The sequence below is a fragment of the Salinimonas sediminis genome, from assembly GCF_003429285.1.
GTDB classification, from domain to species: domain Bacteria; phylum Pseudomonadota; class Gammaproteobacteria; order Enterobacterales; family Alteromonadaceae; genus Alteromonas; species Alteromonas indica.
On the sequence record NZ_CP031769.1, the window covers coordinates 3,747,076 to 3,766,265 of the forward strand.

Here is a 19,190-nt window from a genome sequence, read left to right on the forward strand (position 1 = left end):
CTTTCCCGCGTAATAAAAAAGCCCACCGAAGGTGGGCTTTGATGGGTTAATCCCTAATGTGAAGAGGCTTCGCCGGATCCTTTAGGGTAACGTATGCTTTCCACCAGTTCCTGAATCTCCTGGGGGGCTTCGTCGGTCATTTTGAACACGCCATAGGCCACCACAAAATTCACCATCATGCCCAACGTACCAATACCTTCAGGCGATATACCAAACCACCAGTTTTCAGGCACGTTGCCGGTCGGATTCAAAAACTTGAAGTAAATAATATACGACGCGGTAAACAATATACCGGCCAACATACCGGCCACTGCGCCTTTATCATTCATGCGTTTACTAAATATTCCCATAATAATGGCCGGGAAGAAGCTTGAAGCTGCCAGCCCAAACGCAAAAGCCACCACCTGGGCCACGAACCCGGGCGGATTCACGCCAAAGTACCCGGCAATCACAATAGCGACACCGGCTGCTAACCTTGCATACATCAGCTCCGCCTTGTCAGAGATATCCGGGGCGAAGTTACGTTTAAGCAAATCATGGGATACGGAGGTAGAGATAACCAACAATAATCCGGCAGAGGTAGATAACGCTGCCGCAACCCCGCCCGCAGCGACCAGAGCGATAACCCACGCCGGCAAATTAGCTATCTCCGGATTGGCCAATACCATAATATCGCGGTCGACTTTCATCTCATTGCGATCATCCCCGGAATAAAACATCTTGCCGTCGTTGTTTTTATCTTCCCACTCAATTAACCCCGTTTTCTCCCAATTGGTTATCCACGAGGGGGCTGACGCATAGTCGGTGCCCTGCATCTGGGTACCATTGATAGTTTCAATCATGTTGGTGCGGGCAAAGGCTGCCAGTGAAGGTGCGGTAGTATAAACAATTGCGATAAACGCCAACGCCCAACCAGCACTTTTACGGGCGTCGCTCACTTTAGGGACGGTGAAAAACCGCACAATAACGTGGGGAAGACCTGCCGTACCCACCATCAGGGCAAAGGTGATGAAGAATACATCTATGGTACTTTTCGTCCCCGATGTGTATTCGTTAAAGCCTAAGTCCACTGATAGCTGGTCCAGCTTTTCGAGGAGAAACATCCCCGACCCATCACTCAATGTAGCCCCGAAGCCGGTTTGCGGAAGAATGTGGCCGGTGACCATAATTGAGATAAAAACAGCGGGTACAATGTAAGCAAATACCATGACACAGAATTGCGCGACCTGGGTATAGGTAATGCCTTTCATCCCCCCTAAAACGGTATAAAAGAACACAATTGCCATACCGATGAGGACGCCGGTAACAATGTCTACTTCCAGGAATCGACTAAACACCACGCCTACACCGCGCATTTGGCCGGCAACATAGGTAAAGCAAACAAAAATGGCACAAAATACGGCTACCGTTCTGGCCGTCTGTGAGTAGTAGCGATCGCCTATAAAATCCGGTACAGTGAATTTACCAAATTTACGTAAGTAGGGCGCAAGGCACAGGGCTAGTAGCACATAACCACCCGTCCAGCCCATCAGGTATACTGCACCATCGTAACCCATAAAAGAAATGAGTCCGGCCATCGAAATAAACGAAGCAGCGGACATCCAGTCTGCCGCTGTGGCCATACCATTTAATACCGGTGGCACGCCGCCGCCGGCAACATAAAAGTCGTTGGTACTTCCAGCGCGGGCCCAGATGGCAATAGCGATGTACAGGGCAAACGTACCGCCCACAATAATAAAAGTCAGTGTTTGGATATCCATGCTATCAATCCTCGTTTACGCCGTATTTTTTATCCAGAGCATTCATCTTCGCCATATAGATGAAAATCAGTGCAACAAACACATAAATAGCGCCCTGCTGCGCAAACCAGAAACCCAGTTTAAAACCAAAAAACTGTATTGCATTAAGCGCATCAGCAAACAAAATGCCAGCGCCAAACGACACTGCAAACCATACCACCAGCAACTTCGTCAAAAGAGACAGGTTCTCCTTCCAATACGCAACCTTGTCTTCGTCATTCCTAAAAGCCATCGTTATTTCCTCGCCTAAGGTTAATCAGATGTTTATTATTTACATATTCCTAACGCGGTATCTTTTCGTTATTTTAAACCTGTTTTATGATTTTCGTGCGCGGTTTAAAACAGCGAAAGACCCTTACATAAGGAGGCTTGCAACTACAATAGACCTGCTTAAGGAATCTACAAATGCGACCATGGTCTTAGGTGACAAAACTAACCGGCTGGATATATTTCATACTGACTTGTTAATAAGGCGTGAAGGATAATGACTTTTGGATGGATTGCACTTGCCCTGTTTTATCTGGTCGGTCTGTTTTATATAGCACGCTGGGGAGACCGCAACTCCCCTACGGCCCGCTGGCTCACTTCACATCCTGCCATTTATTCGCTCGCGTTAGCTATTTATTGCACGGCTTGGACCTTCTTTGGCTCAGTGGGCCAGGCTAGCCGCTACTCCTGGGCTTATTTACCTATTTTGCTGGGCCCCATACTGGTTTATCTGTTTGGCTATCGATTTATCTACAAGATGACCCTGGTCAGTAAAAAGCAGCACATTACTACTGTGGCTGATTTTATCGCATCGCGTTATGGCAAACGTCAGGGCGTGGCGCTGCTGGTAACCCTGATAGCTCTATTAGCAACCATTCCTTATATTGCCTTGCAGCTTAAAGCCGTGGGCTCGACATTTCAGCTGCTCACCCGCCAGCCTGACTCGCACATGATTATTATCGTGGCAACCATATTTATTGCGGTATTTGCTATTTATTTTGGAACGAAACAAACCGATGTCACCGAATACCGGCGTGGGTTGATGCTAGCTATCTCATTTGAGTCGTCAATTAAATTGCTGGCCCTGATACTGGTCGCAATAGTCGGCTATAGTGCATGGTATGATGATGGCTATCCGGCGCTCACAGAAACGTTTTTCAGCCCGTCTGCGCTCCAGCAATTTGGTTCTTTCAGCTTCATTGCGCAAACCATCATGGCCGCTGCCGCCGTTATCTGTTTACCCCGCCAATTTCATGTGGCAATCGTAGACAACCTCAGTCTGGGTCATATAAAAACGGCGCGATGGTTATTTCCGCTGTACCTGACGGTACTCGCAACGGTTATTCCGGTTATCGCGGTGGCGGGCAATATTCTATTTGAAAATAGCGCGGTTGAGCCTGATACCTACGTATTGTCCATGGCAATTTATTCACAGTCCTTGTTACTACAGGTCATTGTATTTATCGGCGGGTTATCAGCCGCCACGGCGATGATTATTGTGGCCACCCTGACCTTAAGTACCATGTTAACTAACGATGTTATTTTGCCGCGGATTTTTGCTCTGGGGCTGCATTCACCGAGTAAACAAGACTATAGCCGCCGGATCCGGTTAATTCGGCGGTTAGTGATTGGACTCATCCTGTTGCTGGCCTTCTTTTACCACCAGCAAATGACGTCCAGCCGCTCCTTGCACTCTATCGGCATTATTGCCTTTTCGTTGGTTATTCAGTTACTGCCCGCCATTATTGGCGGTTTATACTGGAAAAGAGGTCATGCACACGGCGTCTATGCCGGGTTAATGGCCGGGCTTATCTCCTGGATATTGTGGCTACTATTGCCCTTGGTCAATCCAGATGCTTCTGCGGCAGCGCAAAATGAGCTACACAGTCAGGGAGCATTGGTGTCACTGGTCACCAATGCCTTGGCGTATATTGTATTTAGCCGGTTTGCCCAGCCGCGCCTGATAGATCGCATTCAGGCGGAAGCCTTTGTTTCGCCCACCGATGTTTCACAGCCCGGTCGTTCCAGACAAAACACCTCGATAACTACAGACGACCTAATCACGTTGTTAGCAACGTTCATGGGCGTAGGTCGATGTGAACAACTACTGGAAGAATACGAGCAGCTAAACCAGCTTAGCATTTCCCGCTCCGGCTCTCCCGATGAAGCCTTTATGTCATTTTGTGAACGCGCGTTAGGCGGTGTAATTGGTGCAGCCAGTGCCAAGGCGTTAATGGACAGCGTGATTCAAGGTAAAAAGCTCGATTTTACTGAAGTCATCAACTTCTTTGATGATACGACGCAGGCCATGCAGTTCAATATGACGGCCTTGTTAACCTCTTTAGAAAATATGGATCAAGGCATTAGCGTTATTGATAAACATTTGAACCTGGTGGCATGGAACAAAAAATACACTACGTTGTATCGTTATCCTGAAGGGCTTTTAACGGTGGGTGCTCCGATCGAAAAACTGGTGCGCTATAACGCTGAACAAGGCGAATTTGGCCCCGGCGATGTTGCTGACCACATCGAAAAACGTATGGAGCATCTACGTACCGGCACCCCTCACCGCTTTACCCGCCAACGCAGTGACGGGCGGGTTATCGAAATGGTGGGCAATCCGTTACCAGGGGGTGGGTTTGTTACCAGCTTCAATGATATTACCGGTCATATCGAAATTCAGCAGGCGTTGGAAGAGTCCAATGTTGATTTGGAAGCGCGCATTAAAAAGCGCACCGAAGAAGTCCATTCCATTAATGCTGAGCTGCGCCTGGAAATAGAACGACGCTCAGAAGCCGAGAAAGAATTGATCCGGGCGCGCAAGGTTGCGGAAGATGCTAACGCCAGTAAAACCCGCTTTCTGGCGCTGGCCAGCCACGACGTATTGCAACCTTTGAACGCGGCCAAGCTCTATGTAAGTGCGTTACAAGAAGCGCCACTGCCCGCCCAGGTAAAAGATACCATCAATAAGCTAGAGCATAGCGTATCCTCTAGTGAAGCACTGATTGGTACCTTGTTAGATATTGCCAGACTCGATCAGGGTGAAATGAAGCCAACTATTGAAGCGGTACATTTGCCCACTCTGCTAGGCCCCATTGTGGATGAAATAAGAATGCGGGCACAAGAAAAGGGCCTGCTACTTAAAGTCAGTATCCACGACTGTTGGGCGATGGCCGATAATACCTATTTGTATCGGGTCGCGCAGAATCTTTTATCTAACGCGGTGAAATACACCATGCGGGGTAAAGTATTGTTAACCGTGCGCGTGGCGCAAGATAAAGTGACGCTGCGAGTCTATGATACCGGGGTAGGAATCAGCCAGGAACAGCAAGTACTTATTTTTAGCGACTTTTATCGCACTAATGATTCACTAGAGCATGGCGTTGGTCTGGGCCTGGGCGTGGTGCGCCGGCTTAGCGCCGGTATGCATTGCGAGGTAGACGTGAATTCCAGGCCTGGCCATGGAAGTTGTTTTACGCTTACCCTGCCTAAAGCCACAGAACGGCAACTCGCCCCGCGGGCTAAGCCACTTCGCGCCTCCACTTTTAAAGGTTTACGGGTACTGTGTGTAGACGACCAGCAAGAAAATCTCGATGCCATGCGTACGCTATTGGAGAAATGGGGAATTAATGTGGTATTGGCCGATAACTGGGATGACGCAATCACTCAGGCCGATATTTTTTCACCCCAGATATTGCTGATGGATTATCAACTGGATGAAACCCGTAATGGCCTTGAATTGATAGATGCCATTCGCCAACATTTAAATATTATATTACCTGCAACCTTAATTACTGCCAATCAGGACGATGCTTTACTTCGCCGGGCGAAAGAGCAGGGCGTGAATTATTTAAGTAAACCCCTTAAACCTGCCCGTTTGCGGGCATTATTGCAAAGCATGACGCGTTACATCAAAGACGCCCAGTGGCAGGAGTAAGCTTTACCAAAGGCCGATGCAGGCACCTGAGGCTAACGAAATTTTTTTATTCGTAACCACAAGTTTATTTCGGTGCATACAGTTAAGGTAATGTTTATGATAGCGTAGATAATTACCAGCGCCAGTGATAAGAGAAGTCCTGGCGCTTTACAATACCAACAGGACGCTATTACATGCGCATCGCTATTTTATCCCGCAACCCTAAGCTTTACTCTACCCGGCGCTTAAAAGAAGCCGGTATTGCCCGAGGCCATGAGGTTGACGTGGTTGACACCATGCACTGCTATATGGACATCACCAGTGCCCGCCCCTCTGTACGTTATAACGGCAAACGCTTACCTAAATACGACGCGGTTATCCCGCGTATTGGTGCATCTGTGAGCTTTTACGGTACCTCCGTTGTACGCCAGTTTGAAATGATGGGTACCTATAGCATTAATGAATCCGTCGCCATTAGCCGTTCACGGGATAAGCTGCGTTCGTTACAGTTACTTTCGCGTAAAGGTATTGGTATGCCGCGCACCGGCTTTGCTCATCATCCAGACAAAATCGATGACTTAATTAAAAATGTTGGCGGGGCTCCTGTGGTAATAAAGTTACTGGAAGGAACCCAGGGTATTGGCGTGGTATTGGCCGATACCCAAAAAGCCGCCGAATCGATTATTGAAGCGTTCATGGGCCTAAATGCCAGTATTCTGGTTCAGGAGTACATCAAAGAAGCCGGTGGTTCTGACATCCGCTGTTTTGTGGTGGGCGGTAAAGTCGTGGCAGCCATGAAACGCCAAGCCGCGCCGGGCGAGTTTCGCTCAAATTTGCACCGCGGTGGATCGGCCAGTCTTACCCGGTTGTCACCCGCTGAGCGTAAGTGCGCCGTGGATGCTGCCCGTACTATGGGCCTGAATTGTTGTGGTGTCGATATACTGCGGGCTAACGATGGCCCGGTAGTTATGGAAGTAAACTCTTCTCCCGGCTTGGAAGGTATTGAAGCTGCAACCGGTAAAGATGTTGCCGGCATGGTGATTGAGTTTATCGAAAAGAACGCTGCGGAAAATAACACCAAAACCAGAGGAAAGGGTTAAGCCCTATGACAGATTTAGTGATTGGTGGTAAGTCGGTTGCACCGGGCGAAACTGCCCGTATCGAACTGGAAATGCCACCGCTGTACACTGCCACTCATATGAGTATCCCCGTTTACGTGAAGCGCGGTAAGCGGCCTGGTCCTACGTTATTCGTATCCGCTGCCATTCATGGTGATGAGCTTAACGGAATCGAAATTGTAGGCCGCTTAATACGTTCAAACTCAATTGAACGACTGCGCGGAACGCTTATCGCTGTGCCGATGGTCAATGTGTATGGCGTACTTAACCAGTCACGCTATTTACCTGACCGCCGAGATCTGAACCGTAGTTTTCCGGGCAGTAAAAAAGGCTCGTTGGCTGGCCGCCTGGCTAACTTGTTCTTCAAAGAAGTGGTATGTAAATGTGATGTCGGTATCGACTTGCACACGGGTGCTATCCACCGCAGTAACTTGCCTCAGATACGGGCCAACCTAGATGATCCTGAGGTGCTGGAAATGGCCAAAGCTTTTGGCGTCCCCGTATTGCTTAATGCTGATATACGCGATGGCTCTTTGCGTCAGGCTGCCAGCGAAGCGGGCGTAAAAATGATGTTGTATGAAGCGGGTCAAGCATTACGCTATGACGAGTTTTCGATACGTGCAGGGTTACGTGGCATTATTAATACCATGCGTCATCTGGGCATGCTTAACAAGCGCAAAAGTAAAGGGCATGATATTGAGCGCTTTATTGCACGTGAAAGCGGCTGGGTAAGAGCATCTGAAAGTGGCCTGGTTACGCACTTGGCTCAGTTAGGAGATTTTGTTGAAAAGGGCGATCGCCTTGCAGTAATTGCTGATCCCTATGGCGACTTCCAGGCCGCCATAAATAGTCCCGCAGAAGGGGTGGTGATCGGTAAACAAAATATTCCACTGGTGCAGGAAGGTGAAGCGATCTACCACATCGCTTACTTTAAGCGGGCAGAGTCAGTAGCAGAACATGTTGAACTGCTGCAAGATAATCTGGTGCTGGGCGAGCCCCCCATTGCAGAGTAATTGACTATGACACAAATAGCAGAGAAACAACTGGTTGGCGCGCTGGAAAAATGTGACCTGCCAGCCTTGGCGATTGAAGCGCTACACATTCGGGTAGACACAGGTGCAACGACCTCTTCATTGCATGTCGATAACCTGGAAGAGTTTGAGCAGGACAATGAACTATGGGTAAGCTTCGATATACACCCCGATATTCATAATGTCTCGCGGGTTATCCGCCGTCAGGCCCAGGTGTTAGGGAAAAAACGGGTAAAAAGTTCTACCGCGACCCGTGAGCGTCGATATGTTATTCAAACCCCGATTGTACTTGGTGGCCAGCGCTGGGATATTCAGCTAACACTGACTGACCGGTCGGAAATGACCTATTTAATGTTGCTAGGGCGTGAAGCCATGGCGGGCCGACTAATCGTTGACCCTGAGCACGATTACATGCTGGCGCCTGATTAACGGGCGTCATCTTTCGCGGCAGGCGGTTCAAGTTCAAGTTGTGAAGCAATAAGTACAGCCTGCGTGCGATTGTTAATCGCCAGCTTCTTAAAAATGGCAGTGACATGGGCTTTAACAGTCGCTTCGGCAATATCAAGATTGTAGCCAATTTGTTTGTTAAGCAGCCCGTCGCGCATGTAACACAGTACTTTGTATTGCGACGGTGTCAGGCTTGCCACCCGATCCGCCAACTCAGCAAATGCTTCATCTACTTCTTCAATATCCTGGCTCATTGACTCAGGCAGCCAGATATCACCATCCAAAATCGCTTCCACTGCCGCGGCAATATCGCTAGAACTCGCCGTTTTGGGAATAAAGCCTAACGCCCCCACACTGACAATTTTGGCAATGAGATGATGGTCTTCGGTGCCCGATACCACTGCCACCGGCAGCTCCGGGAATAATTTGCGGATATGTAATAAGCCAAACAGGTCGTGGCTTCCGGGCATGTGTAAATCGAGCAGTAACAAGTCAACATCCTGCTGCTGCAGAATGTTGACCGTGCTGGGGATATCGCCCGCCTCTAATAGCGTAAGGTCGGGCAACGATAATGATAACGCGCCTCTTAATGCATCCCGGTAAAGGGGGTGATCATCGGCGATCAACAGCGTTATCATGGTCTCTCCGTTATTTATTTAACCTCTGAGCTATTAGTGTATCAACAACTGAAGGGTCCGCCAATGTAGAGGTGTCGCCCAGTTGCTCATGCTCATTAGCGGCAATTTTACGTAAAATACGCCGCATGATCTTGCCCGAGCGGGTTTTTGGCAGCCCCTGCGACCACTGAATCATGTCTGGAGTGGCGATAGGGCTAAGTTCGGTACGCACCCAGTCACGAAGCTCCTTAGTAAGAGCTTCGTCAGGGGTGACGCCATCATTCGGCGTAACATACACGTAAATGCCCTGCCCTTTTATATCGTGCGGGAAGCCAACCACAGCCGCTTCAGCGACTTTAGCATGGGCCACCAGCGCACTTTCAATTTCCGCCGTACCTAACCGATGTCCCGAGACGTTGAGTACATCATCTACCCGACCAGTGATCCAGTAATAGCCGTCTTCGTCACGGCGTGCGCCGTCTCCGGTAAAATAAACCCCTTCATAAGCACTAAAGTAGGTATTGATAAACCGTTCATGATCGCCATAAACAGTACGGGCCTGGCCTGGCCAGCTATCTTTTATCACCAGGTTGCCTTCTGCTTTACCCTGCATTTCATTCCCTTCAGGGTCGAACAGTGCCGGTTGGATGCCAAAAAAAGGACGGGTGGCAGAACCCGGTTTTAAGGTGGTGGCGCCGGGCAACGGCGTAATCATGTGCCCGCCGGTTTCAGTTTGCCACCAGGTATCCAATATCGGGCAGCGGCTTTGACCAATTACCCGATAATACCATTCCCAAGCTTCGGGGTTGATGGGCTCGCCCACCGTGCCGAGCAACCGTAGCGAAGACAAATCGCAACCTTCGGCTGGTTTGTCGCCGTGCGCCATAAGTGCCCGAATAGCCGTAGGTGCGGTGTAAAAGCTATTCACTTTATACTTTTCGATCACCTGGGCAATGCGGCGTACATCCGGGTAGGTTGGTACGCCTTCAAAAAATACCTGAGAAGCGCCATTAGCCAGCGGGCCATACACCATATAGCTATGCCCGGTAATCCAGCCAACATCAGCGGAGCACCAATACACATCGTCCGGCTGATAATCAAATACATATTTAAAGGTGAGAGCTGAATACAGCAAATAGCCCCCGGTGGTATGCACTACACCTTTAGGCGTACCGGTAGAGCCAGAGGTGTACAGGATGAACAAAGGATCTTCAGCATTCATCGGCTCAGGTTCACACTGCGCTGAACACTCATCCACCAGCGCGTCCCATGCGATATCAATATCGTCATTCCAAGCCACGTCGCCGCCGGTAACTTTATGGCAAACCACATGCGTGATAGAAGGACAGGCACCGTTTGATAAGGCCTTATCGACGTTCTGCTTTAATGGCACACTTCGTCCGCCACGCCGCCCCTCATCGCAGGTAATAACCACCTTTGCCGCGCTATCGTTGATACGATCAGCAATAGCATTTGGCGAAAAGCCACCAAAAATAACCGAATGTACCGCACCAATTCTGGCGCAGGCCAGCATGGCATAAGCCGCGTGAGGCACCATAGGCATGTAAATAGCAACACGGTCGCCTTTACTCACACCAAGTTTCTTCAAACCATTGGCTAGCTTACATACTTCATAGTGCAGTTGTTGATAGGTTACTTCTTCACTATCTTCAGGACTATCCCCTTCCCAAAACAATGCCACTTTTTTCGCATTTTCCGCCAGGTGTCGGTCAATACAATTGTAGCTGGCGTTCAGCTCGCCATCTTCAAACCACTTAATACTGACTTCGTCTTTGGTAAACGCTGTATTTTTTACCTTGGTAGGCTGCTTATACCAATCCAGGAAACTTGCTTGTTCACCCCAAAAAGCAACGGGATCGGATACTGATGCCTGATACATATCATCATATTGTTGTGGCGTCACATGCGTTGCTTGACGAATATTATCTGGCACTGGATATGTCTTGGTGGCGGTCATGGATGTCCCTCCGAAGTACTTAATGTATAATTTGTTAATACTGATACATCAATGTAACGTTTAACGATTAAAGCAAAATGAGACTTTGGTCTTATCAAACATTTTCAATGGATGGGAAATTACCACTATGACACTTCATTAAGACTTTGGTCTTATCAGACTAACCGCTTATTTAAATTTATATTAACGTGGACCACTCTACACTCGTTCACAAAATATTTACACACCCTTTACCTACAATATGAAGACGGGAAAGACAGATGAAACACACCATGAGAAAAACAGCCGTCGTTTGTGCTATGTCTGCAGCCGGGTTTAGCGCACATGCAGCTAACGTCGGTGGTACCGAGATGAATTTTTCGGGCTATATTAAAGCTGATGCTATGTTCAGCGATTATTCTGATGGCACTATCAGCTCAGGCAGCGTTGGCCGTGACTTTTATATCCCCTCACTCACCCCGGTAGGAGGTAATAAGGAAGGCTCACAGTTTGACGCTCACATTCGCCAGTCACGATTCCGCATTGCCACTAATACCCCCACCGATAATGGTGAAAGTATCCAAGGAGTACTGGAAATGGACTTCAACGTTACCGCAGGTGGTGATGAACGTATCAGTAACTCCTATACCCCAAGGGTGCGTCATGCTTATTTGCAATATAAAGAATGGTTAGTAGGCCAAACCTGGACCACCTTTATGGATGTTTCTATTTTGCCAGAGTCATTGGATTTCATTGGCGTGACGGACGGGGTTACGTTTGGCCGGCAGACAATGGTGCGCTACACCAGTGGTGGCTTGCAGGTAGCCCTCGAAAATCCTGAAACTACGGTGACCTCAGGTGTTGATGGAGGCCGTATTGTGGCTGACGACAATGCGGTACCCGATTTAATTGCCGCCTATACATTAAAAAATGATTGGGGCCATGTAAAAGTAGCCGGGTTGATACGTCAGTTATCCTATGATGATGGCGTGGCGGTAGATGACGAGGAAACCGGCTACGGTATTGCTGTATCGGGTAAAGTTAATTTCGCTAACGGTGATGATTTGCGGCTGATGGTTAATGCGGGTGCCGGCATGGGCCGATACACAGCGCTTAATGCTGCCAATGGCGTAGTCATAGATGCGGCTAATGGCAATCAGCTGGAAGCTATCGACTCGTATGGCTATTCAATTGCTTATCGACACCAGTGGAATGACAAATCACGCTCATCTTTCATGTTCTCAGCCCTACAGGTAGATAACGATACTTCCCTTTCTGGGTTGACGGCTACCGAAAGTACCTTAAGTGCGCGGGTCAACTATCTGTATTCCCCTACCCCGGCGCTCACTTTTGGTGGTGAGTATGGTTATGCTAAACGAGAAATTGAAAGTGGCCTGGACGGCGATATGAATCGGATTCAGTTTTCCGGTAAATACGCCTTTTAAAGTACCGACTCTGTTTGTACTGCACAATAAACCAGGTGGCTGATGCCACCTGGGTTGTTTTTGATTTCTAATAACCCAGTGGGTAGCGCTGCAAGGTAGCGCCGATAGCCTCCAGCGCTTCGCTACTCAAAGTGATATCGAATGCCTGAATATTTTCTGTCAACTGCGCGGTAGAGGTAGCCCCAATGATGGTCGATGTAACCCCGGGCACCTGTCGGCACCAAGCTAGCGCCAATTGCACAGGTGTTAACTGATAATCTGCGGCAATATCCATATATGCCGCGGTGGCTTGACGCGCCATTGGCTGATCGCGAAATAAGCCCTGGCGCTGTGAATACGTCCAGCGAGAGCCGGCTGGTCGGGCATCGTTGTGGTATTTGCCCGATAACATGCCTGTGGCCAAGGGTGACCAGGGCAGGTACGCAATATCTTCCAACGCACACATTTCAATTAAATATGGCCAGTCTTTAGCATGTAACAGGCTAAATTCATTTTGAATGGATACCGGCCGGGCAATGTTCATTTCATCACACAAGGTAAGATAGCAATGAATTCCCCAAGGGGTATCATCAGACAGCCCCCAATGACGGATTTTACCCGCTTTCATGGCGCTATCTAAACCGCGTAAGATATCTCTCATTCCGGCAATTTCAGCTTCTTTATCAACATTGTGCGGATTGGTCATACCCGGCCAGTGTTTACCAAAATGCGGCGAAATGCGGTTAGGCCAGTGCAACTGATACACATCGATATAATCTGTATTCAGCCTGGCTAACGAGGCATCAATCGATTGGCCGATGGCTGGCCCGGTAATATCTGCCCCATCACGAATCCAGCTTACCCCATTTCCGACGATCTTGGTCATCAATACGATATCTTGACGCCGCGATGGATGTCGGCTGAGCCAATGTCCAATAAACCGTTCGGTATCGGCGTAGGTCTCCTGGTTAGGCGGTACAGGATACATTTCTGCGGTATCCAGATAATTGATGCCAGCATCTAATGCTACAGCCATTTGCTCATCGGTGTCTCGCTGGGTATTTTGAATGCCCCAGGTCATCGTTCCCAAACAGATATCGGATACCGATAAACCACTACTGCCTAACGTTGTAAACTTCATTTGTCACCTTAATAATTAATCTGAAGAGCCCGATAACGATGGGTCCCGCTCGCGCGCCAGCCGAGCGTTTGCACAAGCCAGCCTTTGTTCCATATCACGCCGGGACTCGACCATCTCATTAGCCAGTTCGGCCAGCGACTTGAACTCTGCAAACCCAAGTTGCCGGGTATCTATACGCTGATACTGCCTCTTACAGCGATAAAAAAACATCACGAAATTAGAAAATGCTTTGTGAAACGTAGCAAAACTTTTAATCAATAGCAGAATTAATACTATAGAGGTCAGCAACGCAATAGAAATACTGTAAATTCTGACCTGACGTTCCTGTTGTTGTATCAAGGGCTGGAGGGCATCATCAATAGATTTAAGATTAGCTTCCATCTGATGCGCCTGGGCACGAAACTGGCCACGCAAACCTTGGTTATGCGTCTCCCCCATTTTACTGACGGCGCGACTTAGCTGCGCAAATGTGTGCTCATATGCAGCGACGCGGGTTTGCAAAGCCGTAGACTGAATGTAGCCAGATTGCTGTTTAAGCGCGTTAAGTGACTCGGTAAACTGGTTTTCGAAAAAAGGCTTGCGGGTAAGCAAAAAGTCACGCGTGGCTAGTCTTGCCTGGGTAAGCGAATGCAAGGGAGCAATTTGATTCGTTGTATTAACCTGTTCCACCAGTTGTTGTTCTATGCCTGCCAAGCTACCTAGCAAACCCTGGTTTGGCGTAAGACCCAGTTTAGTTTGTTGTTTTACCAGCTGGTTAAACAGACTTTGGTAATTTTGCATACTCTGGGCCAGGTTGGCACTGTACTCGGCGGACAAATTATAAGATTCAAATAGCGGTTTAAGCTGGCTAAGACGGAGCTGAAACTGCCCCGCCCGTTGATTAAAACGATGGTAATAGTCCATCTGGTGGCGTAGTAAAAAGTCCTTTTCATGCCGACGCAGCTGGAGTAAATCCTGCCCTAGCCTAAGCAACAAATCTCGCTGTTGATGCACCACGACGAGCCTCTGGGTGAAAAGATGCTGGCTACCCACCAGCATGGTCATGCCGATAACACAAACTAACGTCATCAACAGCAGGCGGGATTTAATTGAATCAAACTTCATAACGTCCTCTATTTAGCGTTTTTCTTGCTGAGCTGCCCTATCTGGCCCGTTACTCTACGCTAACGAATCATTATGAATGATTTGTGGCACCTGGGGCTGCTATGGCCGACGCTAACTGGGAAATACCGCTACAGTAGCCAGACATAACCGAGTGTTGGGGAGTAATTAAATGTGTTATTGAATCCCAGAGCGGATCCCCCTGACAAAGCGATGAAGATTTTCGCCAGACATCTGCTGGCTGGGGCTTTATATTGGGTGGCCCTTCATAGGAATACTATTGAAATAGCGGGGTTTTTTATTTTTGTTTGATAAACACCCTACTTTAGTATAGTTTTTGTACAAGGCTATGGAGGCGCGTTTATATGAAAGCTTTACCAGATTCGATACGCAGTTCACTGGTGCTTTGTACCCTTTTGCTGTGCTTTATATCCGGGGCGAGAGCGCAGGCAGTTCCCCCCAATACCGTTACCTTTAGCAACCACCAAGTTCAGGCCAGTTTTACCCTCCCCTCATCCCTGGACCTTGCCGTGTCTTTAGAGTTTGAGCAGGCTATTGGCCTGCACGCAGCCAATCTAATGCTAACAGCTGAAGTACTGAGCCCAACCGACCCGCGTATTGTCGATCGGCTCCCCGCCGCTGTTACGGCTGTATCCAGCTTTCCTGTGCTGGTCTCTGTAGTCCCTGACCCGCTGCAGGGCTTTGCTTTCGCAGGGGCCGCGAGCATCGAATTCTACACCCAGGCCTTGCATTACGATTCGAATATCCCGTGGCGCTTGTTCACCTCTCACGACGGCGATACGTTTGAAGATATTACTACGTTAACCACCGCCGGGAGTTATCGCGCCAGAGGGAGCACAGGCCGTTTTTCTGACTTTCTAATATTGCTCGATTCACGCGCACCGCACACTATTATCAGTCATAAAGTACAACGCCTTAGCGAAACGATATACGATAATCAGGAACTGCTACCCGCGCCTCTTGCGCTCACCCTGGATACCTTACTTCGGACGCTGCAAACAGCGCTGCTCTTACTGAATAACCAAGCGGCCCTACTGGCTACGGATGAACTGATTTCCTTATTGGAAAATACCAGCGGTAGCGTAATACCGGATGTATGGCGCGCCGATGGAGCGATTACAAATGTGCGAGGCGAATTATTAGCCCGCTTATATACTTTGCGGTATAGCTTACGAACCCTGTAAGGAGCGCTCACTTAATGCCTCTTCAACTTGCCGTAACCCAACCAGATGGCAGTGTGCGTGAACATCTGCTGTATGAAGGCCGCGCTTATTCCGTTGGGCGCGCAGATGAAGCTGATATTACGATCCCCCACCCGCAGGTTTCACGCCTACATGCTAGTTTGCAAGCCTCAAACGACGCAATGTGGTCATTAACCGATACCAGTTCCAATGGCTGCTTTAGCAGCGGTTCAGCAGTTTCAAAGTTGATTATCGCACAACCCAGCAGCGTGATGTTTGGCCCGGTAACCTGTCAGCTCACCCCCGTATTACCGACCGATGTGTTACGCGCCGATAGTCAACAAGTATGGCGCGAACAGCAGCTTAAGATGCATAGTAAGCAATTGCAGCAATGTACGAGTAGCCAGGCATTATTGTTGTTGGCTCAGGAATGCATGCAGCAATTTTTGGGCTGCGAAAGGGCTGCAGCGATGTTGGTAAGTGATCCGGGTATGGGAACGATTAGCGCCAGCTATCCTCAATGGCTGCGCCAGGATGGTTTTACTGGCAGCAGAAGCTTTATTAGACAGTGCCTGGCTACACAGGCTGTAATGGCTGTAGGCGATTTAACTGAGGAGGCTGGGCTGGCCAACCAGCAAAGTATTATTCGGTATAATATTAAAGCTGCACTGGCCGTGCCGCTAATGCTCAACGATACTGCCATCGGCGTGTTATACGCTGACTCCATCACTAGCCGGTGTTATTTCACCGACACAGATATTGCTCTGGTCTGTCGGTTGGCTAGTTTACTGGCTTGCCGCATTCTGTTGCTGACGATTGACCATAAAATTAATGCCATTACGCACACAGTAGCAAGCGCGCAAAAGGAGGCTTTCGATACCAATCCAATTTAAGGTTCAAGCAGAAGCGCTAAAAGGCTGGCATAGTGGCGCGGTTACCAGGGTCACATGGTGCTATACTCGTCTACATATGGTTAATAATCGTTCAATGCTACTGGGTGCTTTTGCGAGGCCCGCCGAAACTTTTTGCACGTTATGAGGTAACTGAGTGAACGGGCATACTGTTTTACCGTCCACCCCTACATCTTTAGAAACTGTGACTTTACACAGCGAAACTATGCTATCCCCAGGAACCCTGCTGGCAAACCGCTTTACTATTGTTTCGCGGCTAGGTAAGGGCGCTCAGGCTTACGTTTACCAAGCATTTGATGAACTACTCGATACCACTGTGGCCATTAAGTTTTTGTCCGGAGCGGCAGCTGCTCCCTTAAACATGCAAACGCTACGCAATGAAGTTTTGATCTCGCGCTCCCTGCAGCATCCGAATATTATCCGCGTGCATGATGTATATTGCGACGGGCCGGATGCGTTTTTCACGATGACGTATATTCCAGGAGAACTACTGGCGCAAAGGTTGTCTATCGGGGTTTCGGCGGCACTTTATCGACGCTGGGAAGCGCAGCTCACTCAAGCTGTTATGGCCTGCCAGTCGGCGGGCATACTGCATGGCGATATCAAGCCGGACAACCTGCTGGTGACCGAAAACGAAGATTTGCTACTTATTGACTTTGGCATAGGTCGAAGTTTGCACTCAGCTGGGCAAAGCAGTGGTCATCCTCGCTACAGTGCTCCGGAAGTGATAGCTACTGGCATCCCCCATCCCCAATCAGATACCTTCAGCGCGGGCCGTGTACTGCAGGACATCTTGCAAGCCGTATCGCCGCCCCACCACTCTGCTGCTCACCGCTTCTGGCGCTGGCGAACCCGGCGCAGAGTAAACCAGCTATGTGCCGTTCAGCCTGCCCGGCGTCCAGCTTTAAGTCGGTGGGCAGACAATACTCCTTCAACCTTGCCCCCTTCCCGCTTATGGGCCATCCCTACGTCTTTGGCATTGTTGATCTGTCTAGCGCTTTGGCTCGCCCTGCGCACCACTACGCCACCCGATAAACATGCCGCAACCACGCGCCAGGTGGCATTAATACATGCTGATGGCTATCCGTTATTGCGTACGGTTGCAAAACTACTCCGTTACCCTCTGGCGCTACATCCAGATGTTGCCTTGATTGATGCACAGCATACTGAAGCATTAATTACCAATATGGCGCTAAACCCTCTGGCCAGGGCTCAGGACCGTGTCGATGTTGCCAGTACTTTGGGCGCCGACTTAGTTATTACACTGGAGCTGACCCCAGCAAATACTGGCCTATACCTGATACATGCTACAGCCACCGCGATGCCAGGCAATGAAGACATTTTTACCTTGTCTCATGAAGTGGCTACTACCACGCTGGCCAGTGGCCTGCAAAGTTTTGCTGACAACCTTACCCGCACCTTGTTTACCAAGCTTGATACCCCTGTTACGCTACCTGAAATACGCTTTGCAGAGTCGCTGACCGGCAGTGACGAAGTGCTCGCTCTGCCCGCCCATTCGCCGCAAGGGTTATTACTTAGAGCCCAACAGGCAGCAGATATCGGTGATATAGTAGCAGCCCGCAATGTACTTGCAGCCTTACTTAAGCAGCCAGGCTTGCATCAGTATTGGGCGCTCAAGGCCAATTTACTTAAGGCGCAGATAGATGACAATCTGCCGCTGGCGGAACAAAGTATTGGCGTGTTAATTCGCGCTTTTCCAAATCGTCCCGAACTTCTGGTGGCACAAGCAAAAGTCAATATATGGGCAAACCAACCGCAAGCTGCGATGCAAAATTACCAACAGGCGCTGACCCTACGTCCTAACGATGGTTACCTATGGTTTGCGCTGGCCCGCCTACAGATTATGCAGGGCGATATAACAGAGGCGCTGGATCACACTCTGACCCGGGCACTGGTGACCTTTCGGCGGGTAAACGATAAGTCGGGTGAAAGCCTGATACTTAATGCATTTGGTATTGGTCATCTCAGGCTGGCTGAATACGACGAAGCCATGCGCTATTTTACCGACGCATTGGCGTTGCGCCAGCCAGAATCGCAACCCGATGAACGGGCAAAAACCCTGGCGAATGTGGCGATTGTGGCCTCTATCAAAGGGCAGTTCAGCCTTGCTGAACAGAGTTTACAGGAGGCACTGACGTTAGTTGAAAGCCAGCACAACGCCCCTGAACAAGCCCATATATTAGATACACTGGGTTTCTTACATGAAGAACAGGGATTGTACACCCAGGCGCTGGTGTACTATCAACGGGGACTGGACCTACGCTTGGATGAGGCCGATACCTCACTACAGGCAGAAAGTATGAGTAACGTGGCTTACATGCACTTTCTCACAGGTGACATTGCACTAGCCCAGATTTACTGGCAGCAAGCACTGAGCCTTTTTTCGCAGAACAATGATATGAGCCATCAATTGCGCACCCGCCAGCACCTGGTCCAGTTAGGCCTGATTAAGGGCGATATTGCTGTTGTGTAGCGACAATTACGAGAGCTAACTAATATTGTTACCCCACCTTATGA

General features: G+C 49.2%; 14 protein-coding genes. 8 read left to right on the plus strand and 6 right to left on the minus strand.

Features of this window, described 5'->3' with window-relative positions:
- Positions 1-53: 53 nt before the first annotated feature.
- The gene (locus D0Y50_RS16430) at positions 54-1,760 is read right to left on the minus strand and encodes a sodium:solute symporter family protein (protein WP_117318025.1); all 1,707 of its coding nucleotides are present in this window, start codon (positions 1,758-1,760) and stop codon (positions 54-56) included.
- 4 nt (positions 1,761-1,764) lie between these two features.
- Positions 1,765-2,031 carry a DUF4212 domain-containing protein gene (locus tag D0Y50_RS16435; protein ID WP_108568360.1) on the minus strand — a complete coding sequence of 89 codons (267 nt, stop codon included), beginning with the start codon at positions 2,029-2,031 and terminating at the stop codon, positions 1,765-1,767.
- Positions 2,032-2,283: 252 nt separating this feature from the next.
- Between D0Y50_RS16435 and D0Y50_RS16445 the strand changes: the two genes are divergently transcribed.
- From D0Y50_RS16445 to D0Y50_RS16460, 4 genes are all read left to right on the plus strand, one after another.
- On the plus strand, positions 2,284-5,724 hold the full coding sequence (locus tag D0Y50_RS16445; protein ID WP_117318029.1) for a PAS domain-containing hybrid sensor histidine kinase/response regulator: 3,441 nt from the start codon (positions 2,284-2,286) through the stop codon (positions 5,722-5,724).
- 173 nt (positions 5,725-5,897) lie between these two features.
- On the plus strand, positions 5,898-6,803 hold the full coding sequence (rimK, locus tag D0Y50_RS16450) for a 30S ribosomal protein S6--L-glutamate ligase (RefSeq protein WP_117318031.1): 906 nt from the start codon (positions 5,898-5,900) through the stop codon (positions 6,801-6,803).
- A 5-nt stretch (positions 6,804-6,808) separates the two neighbouring features.
- On the plus strand, positions 6,809-7,834 hold the full coding sequence (locus tag D0Y50_RS16455; protein WP_117318033.1) for a succinylglutamate desuccinylase/aspartoacylase family protein: 1,026 nt from the start codon (positions 6,809-6,811) through the stop codon (positions 7,832-7,834).
- 6 nt (positions 7,835-7,840) lie between these two features.
- Positions 7,841-8,281, plus strand: coding sequence for an ATP-dependent zinc protease family protein (locus D0Y50_RS16460; protein WP_108568355.1), 441 nt, complete (start codon positions 7,841-7,843; stop codon positions 8,279-8,281).
- Here the strand turns inward: D0Y50_RS16460 and D0Y50_RS16465 are convergent.
- Positions 8,278-8,937 carry a response regulator transcription factor gene (locus D0Y50_RS16465; RefSeq protein ID WP_117318035.1) on the minus strand — a complete coding sequence of 220 codons (660 nt, stop codon included), beginning with the start codon at positions 8,935-8,937 and terminating at the stop codon, positions 8,278-8,280. The genes D0Y50_RS16460 and D0Y50_RS16465 overlap by 4 nt on opposite strands.
- 10 nt (positions 8,938-8,947) lie before the next feature.
- The gene (acs, locus tag D0Y50_RS16470) at positions 8,948-10,894 is read right to left on the minus strand and encodes an acetate--CoA ligase (protein WP_117318037.1); all 1,947 of its coding nucleotides are present in this window, start codon (positions 10,892-10,894) and stop codon (positions 8,948-8,950) included.
- Positions 10,895-11,166: 272 nt separating this feature from the next.
- On the opposite strand from acs, the gene D0Y50_RS16475 reads away from it, so the two are divergent.
- Entirely contained in the window at positions 11,167-12,318 is a 1,152-nt protein-coding gene (locus D0Y50_RS16475; RefSeq protein WP_408640661.1) for a DcaP family trimeric outer membrane transporter, read from the plus strand.
- Positions 12,319-12,385: 67 nt separating this feature from the next.
- On the opposite strand, the gene D0Y50_RS16480 is transcribed toward D0Y50_RS16475, so the two are convergent.
- The gene (locus D0Y50_RS16480) at positions 12,386-13,438 is read right to left on the minus strand and encodes an aldo/keto reductase (protein WP_117318041.1); all 1,053 of its coding nucleotides are present in this window, start codon (positions 13,436-13,438) and stop codon (positions 12,386-12,388) included.
- Positions 13,439-13,453: 15 nt separating this feature from the next.
- Positions 13,454-14,542: a Rossmann-fold NAD(P)-binding domain-containing protein gene (locus D0Y50_RS16485; protein WP_117318043.1), complete on the minus strand. Its 1,089-nt coding sequence runs from the start codon at positions 14,540-14,542 to the stop codon at positions 13,454-13,456.
- 362 nt (positions 14,543-14,904) lie between these two features.
- Here D0Y50_RS16485 and D0Y50_RS16490 point away from each other — a divergent pair, with 362 nt between their 5' ends.
- From D0Y50_RS16490 to D0Y50_RS16500, 3 genes are all read left to right on the plus strand, one after another.
- Positions 14,905-15,744 (plus strand): DUF6689 family protein, encoded by an 840-nt coding sequence (locus tag D0Y50_RS16490; RefSeq protein WP_117318045.1) that lies wholly within the window; start codon positions 14,905-14,907, stop codon positions 15,742-15,744.
- A gap of 14 nt (positions 15,745-15,758) precedes the next feature.
- Positions 15,759-16,634: a GAF domain-containing protein gene (locus D0Y50_RS16495; protein WP_117318047.1), complete on the plus strand. Its 876-nt coding sequence runs from the start codon at positions 15,759-15,761 to the stop codon at positions 16,632-16,634.
- 223 nt (positions 16,635-16,857) lie between these two features.
- A complete protein-coding gene (locus D0Y50_RS16500) occupies positions 16,858-19,146 on the plus strand; it encodes a protein kinase domain-containing protein (protein ID WP_147318259.1) in 2,289 nt (762 codons plus the stop codon).
- The last annotated feature ends 44 nt before the right edge of the window (positions 19,147-19,190 follow it).